At 72.3% G+C, this 15,607-nt stretch carries 14 protein-coding genes; 3 read left to right on the forward strand and 11 right to left on the reverse strand.

Features of this window, described 5'->3' with window-relative positions; all coding sequences use genetic code 11:
* Positions 1–149 precede the first annotated feature (149 nt).
* From WME73_RS10710 to WME73_RS10725, 4 genes are all read right to left on the reverse strand, one after another.
* The gene (locus WME73_RS10710; protein WP_437915595.1) at positions 150–1,052 is read right to left on the reverse strand and encodes a WGR domain-containing protein; all 903 of its coding nucleotides are present in this window, start codon (positions 1,050–1,052) and stop codon (positions 150–152) included.
* A gap of 36 nt (positions 1,053–1,088) precedes the next feature.
* On the reverse strand, positions 1,089–1,385 hold the full coding sequence (locus WME73_RS10715; RefSeq protein WP_437745373.1) for a DUF2288 domain-containing protein: 297 nt from the start codon (positions 1,383–1,385) through the stop codon (positions 1,089–1,091).
* Positions 1,386–1,510: 125 nt separating this feature from the next.
* A complete protein-coding gene (locus WME73_RS10720; RefSeq protein ID WP_437915596.1) occupies positions 1,511–2,512 on the reverse strand; it encodes an alpha/beta hydrolase in 1,002 nt (333 codons plus the stop codon).
* 614 nt (positions 2,513–3,126) lie between these two features.
* Positions 3,127–5,607, reverse strand: coding sequence for a TonB-dependent receptor plug domain-containing protein (locus tag WME73_RS10725; protein WP_437915597.1), 2,481 nt, complete (start codon positions 5,605–5,607; stop codon positions 3,127–3,129).
* A gap of 172 nt (positions 5,608–5,779) precedes the next feature.
* On the opposite strand from WME73_RS10725, the gene WME73_RS10730 reads away from it, so the two are divergent.
* Complete coding sequence (locus WME73_RS10730; protein WP_437915598.1) at positions 5,780–6,742, forward strand: DNA/RNA non-specific endonuclease; 963 nt, start codon at positions 5,780–5,782, stop codon at positions 6,740–6,742.
* A 9-nt stretch (positions 6,743–6,751) separates the two neighbouring features.
* Here the strand turns inward: WME73_RS10730 and WME73_RS10735 are convergent, their stop codons facing one another.
* Positions 6,752–7,162 carry a nuclease A inhibitor family protein gene (locus WME73_RS10735; RefSeq protein ID WP_437745377.1) on the reverse strand — a complete coding sequence of 137 codons (411 nt, stop codon included), beginning with the start codon at positions 7,160–7,162 and terminating at the stop codon, positions 6,752–6,754.
* Between the two features lie 210 nt (positions 7,163–7,372).
* On the opposite strand from WME73_RS10735, the gene fbaA reads away from it, so the two are divergent.
* The gene (fbaA, locus tag WME73_RS10740) at positions 7,373–8,446 is read left to right on the forward strand and encodes a class II fructose-bisphosphate aldolase (RefSeq protein ID WP_437551623.1); all 1,074 of its coding nucleotides are present in this window, start codon (positions 7,373–7,375) and stop codon (positions 8,444–8,446) included.
* A gap of 108 nt (positions 8,447–8,554) precedes the next feature.
* On the opposite strand, the gene WME73_RS10745 is transcribed toward fbaA, so the two are convergent.
* Both WME73_RS10745 and WME73_RS10750 read right to left on the reverse strand, forming a co-directional pair.
* Positions 8,555–8,968 carry a hypothetical protein gene (locus tag WME73_RS10745; protein ID WP_437745378.1) on the reverse strand — a complete coding sequence of 138 codons (414 nt, stop codon included), beginning with the start codon at positions 8,966–8,968 and terminating at the stop codon, positions 8,555–8,557.
* A gap of 128 nt (positions 8,969–9,096) precedes the next feature.
* Complete coding sequence (locus WME73_RS10750; RefSeq protein WP_437745379.1) at positions 9,097–9,462, reverse strand: hypothetical protein; 366 nt, start codon at positions 9,460–9,462, stop codon at positions 9,097–9,099.
* Between the two features lie 371 nt (positions 9,463–9,833).
* Here WME73_RS10750 and WME73_RS10755 point away from each other — a divergent pair, with 371 nt between their 5' ends.
* Positions 9,834–10,055, forward strand: coding sequence for a hypothetical protein (locus WME73_RS10755; RefSeq protein ID WP_437745380.1), 222 nt, complete (start codon positions 9,834–9,836; stop codon positions 10,053–10,055).
* 25 nt (positions 10,056–10,080) lie between these two features.
* On the opposite strand, the gene WME73_RS10760 is transcribed toward WME73_RS10755, so the two are convergent.
* The 4 genes from WME73_RS10760 to WME73_RS10775 form a co-directional block, all read right to left on the reverse strand.
* Positions 10,081–11,013, reverse strand: coding sequence for an HTTM domain-containing protein (locus WME73_RS10760; protein ID WP_437745381.1), 933 nt, complete (start codon positions 11,011–11,013; stop codon positions 10,081–10,083).
* Positions 11,010–11,585, reverse strand: a complete 576-nt coding sequence (locus WME73_RS10765; RefSeq protein ID WP_437745382.1) for a hypothetical protein — start codon at positions 11,583–11,585, stop codon at positions 11,010–11,012. The genes WME73_RS10760 and WME73_RS10765 overlap by 4 nt, the downstream gene beginning before the upstream one ends.
* The gene (locus WME73_RS10770; RefSeq protein WP_437915599.1) at positions 11,582–14,197 is read right to left on the reverse strand and encodes a hypothetical protein; all 2,616 of its coding nucleotides are present in this window, start codon (positions 14,195–14,197) and stop codon (positions 11,582–11,584) included. Before WME73_RS10770 ends, WME73_RS10765 begins: the two co-directional genes overlap by 4 nt.
* A 127-nt stretch (positions 14,198–14,324) precedes the next feature.
* Positions 14,325–15,587 (reverse strand): trypsin-like serine peptidase, encoded by a 1,263-nt coding sequence (locus WME73_RS10775; protein ID WP_437915600.1) that lies wholly within the window; start codon positions 15,585–15,587, stop codon positions 14,325–14,327.
* Between the last annotated feature and the right edge of the window lie 20 nt (positions 15,588–15,607).

Genomic DNA, 15,607 nt, shown 5'->3' on the forward strand with positions numbered 1-15,607 from the left:
CGTCGTCGCTTCCCGCGGTGTGCGCCTGTGGGTGGGGCGTGTTCGCGGATGCCGGGGGTGCCGCGCGGCGCCCGGAGCGTTGCCTCGAGGCGCGCCGGACGCGCAGCTCAGGCCGCGCAGCTCAGTCAGCGCAGCTCAGGCCGAGCAGCTCACGCCGCGCGCATCCGCGCGACCCGCTCGGCGACGTGCGGGTCGCCGCCCGCGTCGATGCTCGCGAGGAGGTCCTTCAGCGAGCGCCCGCGGTGGGCGAGGTGCGCCTCGAGGTGCGGCGAGAGCGCCTTCCAGCGGCGCGCCCACCCGGCCTCGGCGCTCATCGAGCCGTGGTGTGGCCGATCCACGAGCAGGACGCCGAGCCTGAGGCCGAGCTCGGGATCGTCGAGCTCCTCGAGCTGCCGCTTCAGGAGGGCGAGCGCTCCGGCGGCAGGAGAGGTCGCTGGCGGGGCCTTCCAGGTGTCGCGCACCGCGCGCGCGAACGCCGCGGCGTCGAGCTCCGAGAGCAGCTCGATCGCGCGCACGAGCGGCAGGCGATCGCGCGCGCTCGGCGCGACGACGCGGTCCAGGAGCGCGTCCAGCGCGGCGGACAGCGCCCCGTCGGTCGCGGGATCGAGCCCGCCGAGCGACTCGAGCGCCCGGCGGGCGCGTCGGACGGCGCGCCCGAGCACCCAGCTCCGCCGGCCGCGCGCGGCCGAGACCGCGGCGAGCGCGTGGACGGCCGCCTTGCGCCGCGCCTCGGTGGCCTCGCCGGGCTGGACGCGCGGCGGCAGATCGAGCTTCGGCGGCTGCGGGGGCGCGGCCGCTCCGGGGGTGGCTGCGGGGGCGCCGCCGACGGGCGCGCCGCCCCCGGCGGCGGCCACTTCCTGGTAGCCCTCCCTGAGCTTCTCCGCGATCTTCTTGTCGCACTCGCGCTGCGCGGCCTCCGCCGTGGGGAACGCCTTCTCCTTGCGTTGCCCGGCGGTCCCCAGCCGCCCGTAGACGACGATGAAGGTCGTGTCGTCCACGTCGGCCATCCAGAACTTGGCGCTCGTCCCCTGCACGAACTCGAACCGGCGCATGCGGGCGACGATATCACGTCGCGCCGGCGGCGCGCCTCAAGAGGGCGGCGGCGAGGGCGGCCGGCGGATCAGCACGAACGGCGCGACCACGAGCGACAGGAAGCGCAGATCGTGCTGCTGCGGCCAGCGCGCGAGATCGGCGGCCGTCGGCTTGGTCAGCTTGCCGGCCGCGATCCAGGCCTCCACCGCGGCCGTGTCGTTCGCGGCCATGGCCTCGCCGACGTCCAGGAGATCGAGATCGGCGGCGACGACGATGACCGCGTCGCGCACTGTATGGGTGCGGAGATCGGTCCAGAAGACCTCCCCGAGCGTCTTGGCGAGCTGTTCGCGCATGGGGGCAGCATAGGCTCCGGACAGCGGCCGCCAAGCCTGCGCGCCGCCGCCCGGCCGAGGGAGGGCGGCGGCCGCCGGCCGCGGCGGTCCGGGCAGGCGGCGCTGCCCGAGGCTCCGATCGCGCCCTACCAGCCCATGTTGTGGTGGACCCAGCAGTCGATCTGCTGCCAGCCGACCCGCGCGCGGTAATGGGCGTTCAGGATATGGCCCGTGTCGGGGACGATCGCGGTCGTGACGCTCTCGGCGCTGGCATAGAGCGCCGCGTCGGAGTCCGCGTACGACGCCGGCTGCAGCGCGTCGGTCTCCCCGAACTGGATGAACACCGGGCTCGTCACCTCGTCGATGCCGGCGAGCGTCGGGTCCTCGGAGACGGCGAGGAGGCTCAGGAACTGCCCGCGCGTGAACGTGTCGGCGATGGTGGCGTTGTCAAAATCGATGAGCGCCGGGTTCGCGTTCGCGGTGTCGTAGAAGATGGCGGTGCGCATCTCCGGCGGGATCGCGATATAGGGCGTCTGCAGCAGCGAGGAGATCCCCTCCGGGGGGACCGGGATCGGGTGCGGCGTGAAGGCCAGACCGGTGTTCACGAGGACATCGGCGTCATTGTAGGTGCTCTGAACGAACGTGTTGATGATGGCGCCGTTCGAGTGACCGACGAGCGCGACGCGCGTGAAAGGCGTCCTGTAGACGCCGCCCGGCGTGCGCATCTCGGTGATGATCTGATGGACGCTGTCGGCGGTCTGGGCCAGGTCGAGGGAGTCGCCGTCGGGCCGGCCGCTCTCTCCGGCCCCGAGCATGTCGAGCGCCAGGACGGCGTATCCCTCCTTCGCCATGTGCCGGGCATAGGAGTAATCGTGTCCGCCGAACGACGGGAGATCCCAGTACTCGTGCGTGTAGGTCAGGCCGTGGACGAGCACCTGAAGGGGGCGGTACTTGGCGTGACCCTGATAGTAGAGGTAGCCGACGACGTCGTACGTGTTGCCGTCGGAGAGGGTCACCGGGAACACCAGGCGCTCGACCTTGGTGGGCTGCCTCGACGACGACGCCTCGGCATCGCCCGAAGAGAGCGCGGCGGCCGCGAGCGTCGCCGAGAAGAGTACCGTGCTGAGTGCGCGATAATACAAGTTCATGAATTGACCCTCATGGTTACGGCAGGTGATTGGAGGTGAGGCAACGTCTATCGCGGTGCGATATCCCGTGGTCTCTCAGCTCCAGCGCCGCCACGCCATGTTCGCAAACATTGGACCAGAAAGCGTCTACGTCAACAGGATAGCGCACGATCTCCGCCCGCGCCGCCGTTCCCCGCCATTCCGGAGCGCTGATTGGTATCCAGCGCGTTGACCGTGGGCTCGCGCGGACCCTCGCGGCCCGTCGTCAGGAGTGGACGCTGCACGAGTCTTTGCGTGATGCCGCAATGATTTGCACGGGGGGTGACGCCGGCTGCCGGTCCCGGCACATGTGCCAGGGAAGGCGTCATCACGACGACTTCTGTGCTGGCGAACAAATCTCCCCGTGCTTTATCGCTCTTGCCGGACGTCATGGCCAGGAGACGCCATCGCGGCACGGAAGTCGTTTGATGAATCGATATGGGATTTTTGTGGCTCTGCTGCACTGTGCTCGCAGGTGCACGGGCGATCGCGCCCCCGCGGGTGATCCCGGCGATCCTCGGCGCGGCGCGGGCGCGCAGCCGCGGCGCCCCTGGTGAACGCGAGCGCTGCTCGTGGCGCGATGACGTCAATGCCGCTCAGAAGGTCGCTTCGGCGCCGATGCTCGGTAGGATGATGGGTCCGAGCGTCTCCGGCTCGCATCCGCGCAGGAGCGAGCACTCGTATTGCAGCGTCTCTTTTCCTGCGGTGGCGTTGAGCACCTCGACCGTGAGCGAGAGGGTCCGTCCTTCGCGGAGGATCCACCGCTTCTCGAGCCGCAGGTCCAGCCGGAAGAACGCCGGCAGCCGCTCCGGCAGGCTCAGCCGGCGGACCACCTGGGCGATCCGCTCGCGCAGCTGCTCGCGGCGCCGGATGTCCTGCTCCGTGTCGGGGCGGTCGTCGTTGCCATCCGGGCGCTGCCCGTCGACGCCGTCGTTGTCCCAGAGGTCGTAATCGACCGTCATGGGAATGCCGCTGTAGAACACCGCCCTGCCCCCGAGCTTCCAGCCGCGGCCCACGTCGACCGCGGCCGCCATGTTGAGCACATGGCGGCGGTCGAACGCCGAGTCGAAGCTCTCCCGGCCGACATGGCGGACGGAGCGGGAGAGGGTGTAGGACACGAACCCTCCGATGCGCTTCGACAGGCTGCGGTGGGCGTGGATCTCCAGCCCATGGGTGCTGCCGTCGCCGCGCAGCTCGGCCCGCTGCGCGAGGCCAGCGTCGGTGCCGGGAGGCCGGTTGCCGAGGGCGTCGCTCAGGTCGAAGAAGCCGCTCCGGAACCCGGTGATCGTGGCCTTGATCTCCCCGGGGAGGCGGAGCTCGACGCCGGCGCTCGCCAGCAGCCCCGTCTGCACGCCGCCGCGCAGGCTGCCCACCTGCAGGCCGGGCACCGCGCCGAGGAAGCTCGGCGGCTGGTGGGTCACGCCGAAGGCGCTCAGCAGGGCGACGCGCGGGGTCGCTTGCAGCCGCGTCGCGAGCCGCGGATCCACCGTGGCCCTCGTCGCGCCGCCGGACGCGAAGAGGTCGCCGCGCAGGCCTGGGACCACCTCGAACCCGGGCGCGGCGCGGACGACGACGTCGGCCCAGAGCCCCGCGGCGAGGTCCTCCCGGCTCGTGAAGAGGCGCGCGAGCGCCCTGTCGTTCCGGGTCGGGAAGTCGCCGTCGTTCTCGCGGATGTCGATGTCGAACCGCTCCAGCTGTGCGTCGGCGCCGGCGCGCACCGTCAGCCGGTCGGAGACCGGCGCGGACAGCTCCACGCGCGCGCCGAGGAGGCGGGCGCGCCCGGCCCGCTCCCCGTCCTGGTTCTCGCTCTCCTCGTGGCCGAGCGTGATCGCGTGCCGGAGGCGGCCGCCGCGCGCGAAGAACCTGTCGTAGCGGAGGTCGAGCCGGTGGAAGTCGCCGGCGAGCACCACGTCCGTGTCGCCGTCGTCCTCGATCTGGGCGAGGTAGTCGTGCGATCCGAAGGCGAAGAGGCCGACCCGGTCGTACGGCGAGGCGTCGTAGGTGACGCGCGCCTGGTAGTCCCAGTAGCCGAGCTCGATGCCGGGCGAGAAGAGCGCGAGGAGCGCGCCCGGGTACGCGTAGCGCCCGCCGACGAGCGCGGTGCCGCGGCCGTCGGCCCACGGCGCCTCGACAAGGGCGCCCGCGTCGAAGAGCCGGAGGTTGGCCTCGCCGTGGAGCAGGCGCGCCGGCTCCCGGGTCTCGCCGGCGATGACGCCGCCGGTGTAGCGCCCGAAGCGCGCCGGGAAGCCGCCGGGGTAGAGATCGACCCGCTCGACGAGCGCCGGGTGGATCACGCTGGGGCCGAGCGCCACGTGATAGAGCAGCGGGACGCGCACGCCGTCGATGAAGTAGCCGACGTTGCCCGGCGGCGCGCCGCGCACGAAGAAGTACGGCACGCCGGACGCGATGGGCGTCACGCCGGGCATCGCCTCGATCGCGCGGAAAGGATCGCCGAACGCGCCGGGCACCTGGCGAACCTCCTCGCGCGTCATCGAGGTCGTCATCGGCGCCGCGCGTTCGCCCACCACCACCACGTCGATGGCCTGCGCGGCAGCCGGCGGTGAGGGCGGCACCGCCGCGACGCTCCCGCGGGGCGGCGCGGGCCCGGCGGGCGCCGCAGGAGGCGCGGCCGGCGTCGCGGCGCGAGGATCGCGGAACTTCACGGGGAACAGGATGCGCGCGCCGATGGGCCGCCCGTCGCGCCGGGCGGGCTCGAACCGCCACGACGGCGCCGCGCGCGCGGCCGCGCTCGCGAACGGCTCCTCGCCCTCCACCTCGACCGCGCCCACGGTGCCGTCCGCGTACACCGTGATACGGGCGACCACGGTCGCATCGCCGACGCCGCCGGGCGGGTAAGGCGGTTCGGTGGGGCCGAGCGGCGACGGCATCGTGACCCGGGCGCCCTGCGTGGCCGCCGCGGGCGCCTGCTCCTGCGCGGGAGCCGCCGTGGCCTCGCCGTCGGTGAAGGCCACGAGGGCGCCGGTCGCCGCGGCCACCGCGACGGCCGCGGAGCCGCGCGTCGTCCGGCGTCGCAGATCGCTGTGCTCCGGCTCCTCCATCGGCGCTCCGGAAACCATGGAGAGTCGCGGCGGCACGCTCAAGCAAAACGTACCGACGCGCCTTTCGGGCCGAGCGCTGCTCGCCTCGCCGAGGTCGCGCTGGACGACCGCGCCGTCCCTGCCGTAGATAACTGGCAGCGTCGACGTGGGCTCGAACAGGAAGCGACAACAGAAGTCCTGGGGTTCGCGCGTGCTCGTCGCGCTCCTCGTGACCGGGCTCAGCGCGGTGGGGGTCAAGTGCGGCCTCGAGCGCGTGCTCGAGGAGCTCGGCCTCGACCTCGGCGGCGACCGCCCCTCCAGGCCATCGCCGACGCCCGGCCGATCCGGCAGCGCCTCGCCGCCGAAGGGCGCTCCGCCGAAGGACGCGCCCTCCTCGCGCCCGCCCGCGCCGAGCCCGCATCTCGAGCTCGGCGTCCCGGCCCGCACGGGAGCGCGCGCCGCGCGGGCCGACGCGTCCGACGATCACCTGATGATCAAGCCCCAGTACGCCCTCTCCTACAACCGCTCCAGGAACGTGGCGAACTGGGTCGGCTGGCGGCTCGACGCCGCGTCGTTCGGGGACGCGCCCCGCCATCGGGGCAAATTCCTGGCCGACAGCGCGCTGCCCGACGGCTGGTACCGCGTGCAGCACGACGACTACACCGGCTCCGGCTTCGATCGAGGCCACATGGTCCGCTCCGAGGAGCGGACGCGGAACCCCGACGACAACAAGGCGACGTTCCTCCTCACGAACATCCTGCCGCAGCGGCACGAGCTCAACGCCGGTCCGTGGCTGAGGCTCGAGGAGGCGTGCCAGGAGCTCGCGCAGAAGGAGCGGCGGGTGCTGTTCCTGATCGCCGGCGGCCTCTTCGACGAGCGCGAGCGACCGGCCGCCACCATCGGCAAGGACGTCGCCGTGCCGGACGCGTTCTTCAAGGTCGCCGTGGTCCTCGAGCCGGGGCAGGGGCCCGGCGACATCGGCCCGGCGACGCGGGTCATCGCGGTGGTGATGCCGAACGAGACGGGCATCCTCGATCAGGGCTGGGGGCAGTACCGGACGACGGTGGACGAGATCGAGCGGCGCGCGGGCTACGACCTCATGACCGCCCTCCCCGAGGCCACGCAGCGGACGCTGGAGGCGCGCGTCGACGACGGGCCCGCCGGCGGTCGCTGAGCGGCGCGCTCAGGTCTCGACGACCTTCGTCACGAGGCCGAGCCACGCGCCCGACGGATGGCGGCCGACGACGTAGACATCGATCGCGACGCGCCCGACGCGGTAGACCCGGACGTCGGTCAGGTGGCGCTCCAGCAGGTCCACGAGCCGCCGGTACCGCCCCGCCTCGGCCAGCGCCGCGTCGCCGGCGTCCCCGGGCACGTCGATCACGGGCGCGAAGAGGTCGCCCGCCGTCGTGACCTCGACCGGCGTCGCCGCGCCGAGGCCCTCGGCCGCGAGAAGCGCGGCCGGCGAGGACGCGTCCCCGCGCGACCGGAACGGGCGCAGCTCGTGATCGGACTCGCTGGGGAACAGCAGGCCCTGCGCGGCCTCCGCGAGGGATGCGAGGAGCTCTTCGGGCGACATGGGTGAGGCCTGCATGCGGATCTCCGGGCGGCTGCTCGGCGAGGGCAAGCTCGCCGTGGGGTGATCATTCCACCGTGAAGCCAGCGGAGAAACCGCTTGCTCCCTGGGCTTTGGCGATGGTACCCGGACCCGCCCGCCCTGCGGATCCGATCCACCCTTCCGCTTTCCTTCGCCGCGTTGCATGCTCGGGCGAGACCCGAGCAAGGAACAAGGATTCAAGGTGCCATGTCCAAGATGAAGCTCAAGCCCGGCGTGATCACTGGCTCCGCTCTTCAGGAGCTGTTCGAGTACATGAAGAGCGTCGAGTGTGCGCTGCCGGCCGTGAACGTGATCGGCTCGCACAGCACGACCGCCGCGCTCCAGGCGGCCCGAGAGGCCAAGTGCCCCATCATCATCCAGTTCTCGAACGGCGGCGCCCACTTCTTCGGCGGCAAGTTCCTCGACAACAAGGGTGAGAAGGCCGCCATCGCGGGCGCCGTCGCGGGCGCGCACTACGTGCGGAACCTGGCCGAGGCCTACGGCGTGCCGGTCATCCTGCACACCGATCACGCCGCGAAGAAGCTCCTGCCGTGGATCGACGGCCTGCTGGAGCACGGCAAGAAGTTCTTCGAGAAGAACGGAGAGCCCCTGTTCTCCTCTCACATGCTCGATCTGTCCGAGGAGCCGCTCCACGAGAACCTCGAGATCTGCCAGAAGTACCTGCGGCAGATGGCGGCGCTCAAGATGACGCTCGAGATCGAGCTCGGCGTCACGGGCGGCGAGGAGGACGGCGTCGACAACAGCGGCATCGACAACTCCAAGCTGTACACCCAGCCCGCGGAGGTGCTCGCCGCGTACGACGCGCTGAAGCCGATCGGCAACTTCACGATCGCCGCGTCGTTCGGCAACACGCACGGCGTCTACAAGCCGGGCAACGTGCAGCTCCGGCCGCCCATCCTGAAGAACTCCCAGGACGCGATCCAGAAGGAGCGCAAGACGGGCCCGAAGCCTGTCGACTTCGTGTTCCACGGCGGCTCCGGCTCGTCGCGCGAGGAGATCCGCGAGGCGGTGTCGTACGGCGTCATCAAGATGAACATCGACACGGACACGCAGTGGGCCTTCACGCAGCCCATCAAGAAGTACATGGACGACAAGGGCGCCTACCTGAAGTCGCAGCTCGGCAACCCCGAGGGCGAGGACAAGCCCAACAAGAAGTACATCGACCCGCGCGGCTGGCTCCACCTCGGCGAGAAGGGCGTGGCGGCGCGCCTCGTGGACGCGTGCAAGGACCTGAACTCGTTCGACAAGTTCGAGTTCTGATCCGCGGCGAAAGCGAAGGCCCCGCTCGCGCGGGGCCGGAGCGACGCCTGGTAAGCCTCGCCGCGGCGACACCGCGGCGCGTCGATCAACCCGCAAGCGGCTGGCTGCTCACGAGGGCGACGGGTGCGCCGCGCTCAGCGAGCGGGCCGGCGCCGTCGCAGCAGGGCGGCGGCGAGGCAGCCGGGAGAGCGGCAGGCCGAAGAGGCCGAGCGCGGTGAGCTCGATCCCCAGCACGGGCAGGAAAGCGGAGCCCGAACCCCCGGTGGCGAGGAGCTGCACGAGGGCGATCGGGGCCGCGATCGACAGGAGCGCTGTCGGGTACGTGACGCCGTGAAGCAGCGCGAGCAGCACGCCGACGATCCCCACCGTGAGGCAGCCGTCGACGCTGGGGGTCATGTCCAGCGCGCCCGGCGTGCGCAGCGCGGCGCGGATCCACAGCAGGGAGCCAGTCCCCAGGAGGACCATCGCGATCGGCAGGTTGGCCGAGGAGCGGGTCGTCATCTTCGGTATCTGGAAAGCCATGGTTCCGGCCATGACAGCACGCGATATGCCATCACGGCTCCCGGGCGGCGGCGGGCCGGCCGGCGCGCTGCGCGATGCAGGGAGTGCGGGGCGGCGCACGCCTTGCGCGCCACGAGCCCCTGGTCCCATCAGGGCGAGGGCGGGCCGGGCTCCTCGCCGGCGCCGGGCTCGCCCGCGTCAGGGCGCTCGTGCGTTCGTGGTGGACGCGCTGGCTCGACGGGCGCGAGCCGGATGCCCAGGTTCAGGAGCTTCACACAGTCCTGCTCGCACGTGGGCCGCCCGCCGGGGAGAAGCGAGCAGTGTGCGACCTCGACGGGCTCCTCGGAGCGGCCGTCGACGACAAGTCGGCACCGCACGGGAGCCCCGGTCCGTGGACAGACCAGGGTGGTCTCCGAGGTGTGGTAATGCCGCCGGGCGAGCAGGCTTCTCGTCCCGACGATCAACGCCACGACGCCTCCAGCAGCCGCCAGCAGCACGACGAGCCAGTCTGCCATCGCGACCCCCTGTGAAGAGCGCTGCGGCCTCCACCGCAGCACGTACGACGCAGCAAGGGGTGCGCCATGCGCTTCGCCGAGGCGTGGGCCAGCCGGCGCGGCACGGCCCGTTCCTCGTGTCATCGCGGATGCATTCCGCGCGCCTCTCGGCGCAGGGCGTGCGCCCCGGAACCCGAGGTGAGGAGCAGCAGCCCGCCCCGCCGCCGAGCGACGGCGTGAGGAGCCGTGAAGAAGCATGGGAATCGACGGCAACAGGCGCGATCCGGGTGCGGTCCTGGCGGCTCGCCATGGCGGCGCCGCGGGTCGACGTCTTCCGGCTCGATGATTGCAAACCGCCTTTCATCGGCGGATGGCCGCGGGAGGAGGTCGCCATGGCCTGTCATCTGGAAGAATCGGACAAGCTGGTGTGGATCGAGGTCGAGGGGGGTGGCACCGAGCCACGGAGGGTGCGCTGCCCGCGGCGGGCGGCGACGGTGGACGCGCGGGAGTGCTTCGCCTGCCCGCGCTACGCGACGCTCGCGATCCATCCGAGCGGGAAGAAGGTCTATCTCGTCTGCGAGCCGTTCGACGAGGAGCCGATCGAGCCCTCGTAGCGGCGCGCGAGCCCGGGAGCGCCCCTCACGGCCTCCCGTCCCCGATGGCTGCGTTCACGCGGCGCGGGCGCCTCAGATCGCGTATCTTCTCCAGCTCGAAGAACCCGGCGAACGCCACGCCGAGCAGCGGGTACGGGAACAGGATCGCCATCGTGAGCAGCACGCCGAGGTGGAAGAGCCAGGCGGCGCCGCAGAAGACGACCGCGACGCGCCGGCTGAACAGGGCGAGCGGCGCGCCGAGCTCCATGGCCAGGCTGGCGAGCGCGAGGGGCGGGAACAGGAACCCGTAGCGGACGAGCGCGCCGCCGAGCGGGGAGTGCGTGTCGCCGAGCGCGATCTTCCGGACGTTGTCGTAAGCGATGTAGTTGCGGAGGATGTCGCTCGTCGCCCAGTCGAGGCCGCTGTTCCGGAGCTTCGTGACCCCGGCGATGAAATACGACATCACCGTGATCGCGCAGAGCAGCCGGATCGGCCAGCCATAGCGGCCGTCCGGCGCCGGCGCCTGGGTGCCGGCGCGGCGCGCCGCGCGCGCGTCGAGCGAGTGCGCGTCCGCCGCGGCCCCGAGGCCGAGCGCGATGACGTGGAGCGCGAGGAGGTTCTCGGTGTGGAACACCATGCCCCAGGAGCTCCGGTAGCTCAGCACCCAGAGCAGGAGCGCGCCGAAGGCGGGCCCCGCGACGCGGAACCGGTAGCCCGCCACGAACGCCGCGCCGGCGGCGATCGCCGCGCCAAGGAGGCTCTGTACCGCCCAGAGGGGGAGCGGCGCGGACAGCACCGAGACCACGCCGACGGGCCTGAAGCTCTCCGGGGGCAGGTGGCTCACCCGCTGGAAGTGCACCGCGCGGACGCAGAGGTACACGAGGGCGAAGCCGCCGACCAGGAGCCGCAAGAGCGCGAGCCGCTCGGCGGGCGCCTCCGCGAAGAAGGCGCGGTCGAACCGCGCAAGGAGCCGCCTCATCGCGCGCCCACCTTGCACGTCGCGTGGAGCCTGGAGTCGATCGGGGCCTCCTGCCCCTCGAAGAAGGCGACGGCATCGAAGGTGTCGGTCCGGATCTCGACAGCGACGACATCCGCGTAGCCGTCCTGCGCCGCGACGCGCGCCGCGATGCCGCGGCAGAGCGCGCGGGCCGCGCGGGCGCCCTGACGGATGCTCTGCGCCAGCGTGGCCTTGGCCTGCAGCACCTCCTCGCTGCCCACGAGGCGCGGCGGGATCGGCCGCCGCCCGCCCCGGGAGTCCACGCCGACGGCGCGCTCCACGGCGGTCCGCGCGTCGTGGCGGCCCCACGAGAACATCGGGTAGGTGGACAGCGGAAAGCTGTCCACCGGTGGGCGGCGGAACAGCGGGGCGAGCATGAGGAGCAGGAACGCGGCGGTCACGCCGTACGCGTACGCCCGGCGCTCGCCGAAGCGAGCGGCCCCGCGCGGGCTCGATCCACCGCCGGCCCCGGCGCCCACGGGGCCGCCCCGCGGGCTCGGTCCACCGCCGGCGCCAGCGCTCGCGACGGCCTCTCCCTCGCCGCCCGCGCTCACAGAGGCCCCGCCGCCGGCGCGCTCCGCCCTGGCACGAGCCCGAGCATCCGGCCCCCGTGGCCGAGCGCGGCCCAGGCGTGCTGCACGTAATCGATGCGGATCCGGGGAGACGCCATGCTCTCGCTGAAGCCGCCCTCGATGACCACGTCGGGGCTGCAGGCGAAGCAGGTCGCGGGCGACCATTGCTGCCGCACGAGGAACCCGAGCACCCGCCGCATCAGCGCCTGATCGGGCGCGAGGTCCTCGCCGCGCGCCTCCTTGACCGCCATCGCCGCGGCCAGCGCCTCGCCGAACCCCGCCGTCGCCGTGTTGTGCGGCGGCAGCACGTTGCCGAACCCGTACCCTCCCACGAGATCGGGCGTCACCCCGCTGTCCTCGTCGAGCACGAGCCGCGACTTGAACGCCACGTAGTCGAGGCAGAACCGCTCGTAGTCGTCGCGGCGGTGGTGCCCGAGCGCCGCGCGCGCCGCGAGGCAGTGCCAGTTCTCCTCCATATACACGAAATCACTGGCGAAATGGTCCCAGTAGCGGTTCGCGTAGTAGTCCATGGCGCGATCGACGGCGGCGCGCACGGCGGCCGCGGGCGGGAGCTCGGGGCTCGGTTCGCGGGCGGCGAGCGCCTCGAGCAGCGTCAGCGCGAGCACCGACTGGCCTCCCTCGTAGAGCTGCGTCGGGCCGAGGACGGGCGCGACGCGCGCGAGGTCGAGCTGCGGCGCGAACCCGCCGTCGTCCCGCTGCGTGGCGAGCACCATCCGGGCGAGCCGCCCGATGAGCGCGTCGTGCGTGCGCGCCTTGTGGACGCCGTCGCGGCACGAGAGGAACGTGACAAGGCTCAGCGCCGTGGGGTTGAGGCCCGCGATCGTCCCGGGGCTGTCCTTGGGGTAGAAGAGCGCGCCGACGGCGTTGCCTTCGCCGGCCCTGCGCTCGAGCTTCGCGAGCAGCCCGAGCGAGCGCTGCACCACCTTCGCGAGCTCCGGCGACGTGGGCACGCCCTCGGCGCCGACCCCGAGCTCGCACAGGGCGAGCGTCGTGCCGGCCTGCCGCGCGATCGAGAACCCGTCGAACGACGCGCGCCCGGTGAACGGGTCGACGATGTAGCGGAACATGCCGTCTTTCCGCTGCGCGCCGAGGATGTAGCGCTGGGCCGCGGCCGCCGCCTGCTGCGCGGTCGCCTCGGTGAGCGGGACCGACGGCTCTCCGATCCGCGACAGGAGGTGGAGCGCGCCCTCGGCGTCGACGGCGTAGCTGAGCGTCTCGATCCGCACGAGGCCGTCCCGGAGCGCGGCGCCGCCGGCGGTGTGGCCGCCGGGCGGCTCGGGCTCGCCGAGGGCGCGGCGCAGGACCGCGAAGTCCACGCCGAAGCGGAAGTCGGGGACGCCGGCCAGCGGCGCGTTCGTGTTGAACGCGTCGAGCGCGATGAGCTGCCACGGCATGAGGCACCGCTCCGCGAGGCAGAGGCCGTCGAGCCCGGGGCGCAGCGACAGCCCGTCGAGGCCGGGGCCGGGGGAGGCGAGCGGCTGCGCGGCCGAGACGACGTCGATCTTGAGCGGGCCGCGCAGGGCCTCGGCGAGCGCGCCGCGCAGCGCAGCCGCGGCGTCCTCGCCCGGCGCGGGCTGGAGGCAGCGGGTCGCGACGGCGGCGCGCTCGGGGTCGCGGCCGGGGGCGAGGTGGGTGACGACGAGGGTGGGCCGGTCGGGCTCCGGGGGCGCGGCGCACGCGGCCGGCGCCGTGGTCATGAGCGAGGGCGCCTTGGCCGGCGGCGGCGGGAGCGCGTCGAAGGAAGAGAGCGCCTCGCGCAGCGCCGCCCCGGTGCGCGACGGCGCGCCGCCCGGCACGGGCACGACGTCGGCCTTGGCGACGCGGTGGCGGAAGAGCAGCGAGAGGGCGGCCAGGACGACCAGCGCGGCGAGCGCGGAGAGCGCGGGCGAGGGCCGGCGCTTCGCGCGGAGCAGGCGGAGGCCGCCGGTCGAGGCGACGCCCCAGCACGCGAACGGCAGCGTGAGGAGCGCGACGACCGCCCAGACCGCGAGCAGCGCCGCCGCGATGCCGGTGCCGAGGCCGCGGTTCAGCGAGGCGACGTAGACGGCGGAGGAGAGGAGCCCGAAGCTCAGGAAGGCGAGGTAGCCGAGCGAGCAGAACGACGTCGCGCGGAAGGCGCGCGGCGCGAGCGGGTGGGGGAGGAGCGAGAGGACGGCGGTCACGGCGTGGAGCAGCGCGAGCGCGGCGGTGACGACGGCGAAGAGCGTCCACGGCCGGAAGGGGAGGGAGAGCGCGGCCCAGGCGAAGACGGGGGCGTGCAGGGCGCTGAGCAGCCCGACCGCCCAGCGGCGCGCGTGCGGGCGCCGGGAGGCAGCGCCGCGGCTGGCGAGCGTGGGGGATTCGGCCGGGGGGGCGCTGTCCTGGAGCGGCTCCGAGGGCGGGGGGGGATCGGTGTCGGGCGCCTGCATGGTGCGGCGACGCTTAACACGGCGCCTGGCGCGCACGATCGCCGCCGTCGCCTGACCGCGGTTCGGGGGGCGACCGGCCTCGCGGCGCTCGACACTGGCGCCCTTCGCCTGGAGCGACAGGGACGCGACCTGGAGCATCCCCTCGAATTTTTCGGGAGAATTCACAGGGAGGCGAGGAGACGGGGAGTGAGATCCCACCCATCTCCCGTCTCCCCGCCTCTTGTTCAATTCCCCGCTAAAAATGCCAACAATACGAGGGATTTGTCAGGGGCACCACAGGCCTTCGCCCGAATCAATCGTCGACGCAGCTGATGAGGCTGCCGGCGTCAGCGCAGATAGCGGACATCTCTGTTCCCCCGTTCCGGCAGTTGAACCAATTGACGTCGGCGAGGTGGTGGAGGCCGACCACGTTGCCCGACACGGCGTCGATGATCGGCGACCCGCTAGAGCCCCCTTCGCTGTCGCACGAGTAGCCGATCTGCGATCCAGAGAGCGTGCCGGAGTAGGTCTGATCGATCGCGTCGATCTGGCAGCGGAGGGTATGCGCCGCATCCCTCCAGTAGCCGATCTGCTTCGGCCTCCCGCCCGGGTGCTGAATGAAGTTGATGTGGTCGCCGACGCTGGGCGCCGCCGTCGTCGGGATGAGCTTGCCCCAGGTTTCCTCGAAGTCGTTCGGCGCCAGCAGTGTGATCAGCGTGTAATCGAGGCCGCCTCTGGAGCGGGCGCGGGTCCGGCTATTCGTCTTGAGGAGGGAGCCGCCCCTGACGCTCACGCCTGCCGTCACCGGGCCCGAGCAGGTCGTGTTCTGATAGCCAAAGCGGGCTTCGAGGCTTGCCGTCTCGACCTGGGTGCTGATGCAGTGGTTGTTGGTGATGAGCGTGTTGTCGTTCGACCCGGCGATCAGCCAACCCGTGCACAGGTACATGCCCCCGTCTCTCACGAAGCTCAGCCGCGCCACAGGTCCCTGCTGGTCGTTGAGCTCGCTGTGACACGCGATGTTCTCGCGACCCTCCGAGGCACACACGATATCCGGCGTACCTCCGCCGGGCCTCCTCGCGAGGGAGACGCTGTGCGGCGTCGCCTCGCCCGACATCAAAGGCTCCGGAGCGAGCGCGATCGTCCCGTGGCCGATGTCCGCGATCGAGAACCCGTGGCCACCGCCGGTACTGCTGTGCAGCTCGACGATCGCCGTATCTCCGTCGATGGCGAACGCCCAGACGTCGCCGTCCCCGTTCGGGCCGCGGTCCTCGTATCGGAACGACTGCGCGCCGTCGGGGCTCGAGACGGTGACATAATCGCCCTTCGCGAGAGAGAAGTCGTTGAAGTGCACGCGCACGAACATGGCGCCCGGCGAGGTGATCGCCTGCTTCCAGCCACCAGCGTAAGGGTGGGACGTCTCGGCCGCATACGCGATGACGTCACCCGCCCGGAGCGGCCCGGGCGCCGTCTCGAGCTCGTCCGGGTCGTCGGTTCCGCCTGCGCCGGGAGCGTCCACGTTCCCAGCACACCCCGTGAGAGCGAGGAGCGACCCGGCGACCAGCATCTTTCTGTTCATTACAACCCCCCTTCGTCCCG

The sequence above is a fragment of the Sorangium sp. So ce302 genome (assembly GCF_051530145.1).
GTDB classification, from domain to species: domain Bacteria; phylum Myxococcota_A; class Polyangia; order Polyangiales; family Polyangiaceae; genus Sorangium; species Sorangium cellulosum_B.

Excerpts from the sequence above, each read along its gene's own strand:
- WME73_RS10710 (WP_437915595.1), bottom strand. The coding sequence starts at position 1,052 with ATGCGCCGGTTCGAGTTCGTGCAGGGGACGAGCGCCAAGTTCTGGATG.
- WME73_RS10715 (WP_437745373.1), bottom strand. The coding sequence starts at position 1,385 with ATGCGCGAACAGCTCGCCAAGACGCTCGGGGAGGTCTTCTGGACCGAT.
- WME73_RS10720 (WP_437915596.1), bottom strand. The coding sequence starts at position 2,512 with ATGAACTTGTATTATCGCGCACTCAGCACGGTACTCTTCTCGGCGACG.
- WME73_RS10725 (WP_437915597.1), bottom strand. The coding sequence starts at position 5,607 with ATGGTTTCCGGAGCGCCGATGGAGGAGCCGGAGCACAGCGATCTGCGA.
- WME73_RS10735 (WP_437745377.1), bottom strand. The coding sequence starts at position 7,162 with ATGCAGGCCTCACCCATGTCGCCCGAAGAGCTCCTCGCATCCCTCGCG.
- fbaA (WP_437551623.1), top strand. The coding sequence starts at position 7,373 with ATGTCCAAGATGAAGCTCAAGCCCGGCGTGATCACTGGCTCCGCTCTT.
- WME73_RS10745 (WP_437745378.1), bottom strand. The coding sequence starts at position 8,968 with ATGGCTTTCCAGATACCGAAGATGACGACCCGCTCCTCGGCCAACCTG.
- WME73_RS10750 (WP_437745379.1), bottom strand. The coding sequence starts at position 9,462 with ATGGCAGACTGGCTCGTCGTGCTGCTGGCGGCTGCTGGAGGCGTCGTG.
- WME73_RS10755 (WP_437745380.1), top strand. The coding sequence starts at position 9,834 with ATGGCCTGTCATCTGGAAGAATCGGACAAGCTGGTGTGGATCGAGGTC.
- WME73_RS10760 (WP_437745381.1), bottom strand. The coding sequence starts at position 11,013 with ATGAGGCGGCTCCTTGCGCGGTTCGACCGCGCCTTCTTCGCGGAGGCG.
- WME73_RS10775 (WP_437915600.1), bottom strand. The coding sequence starts at position 15,587 with ATGAACAGAAAGATGCTGGTCGCCGGGTCGCTCCTCGCTCTCACGGGG.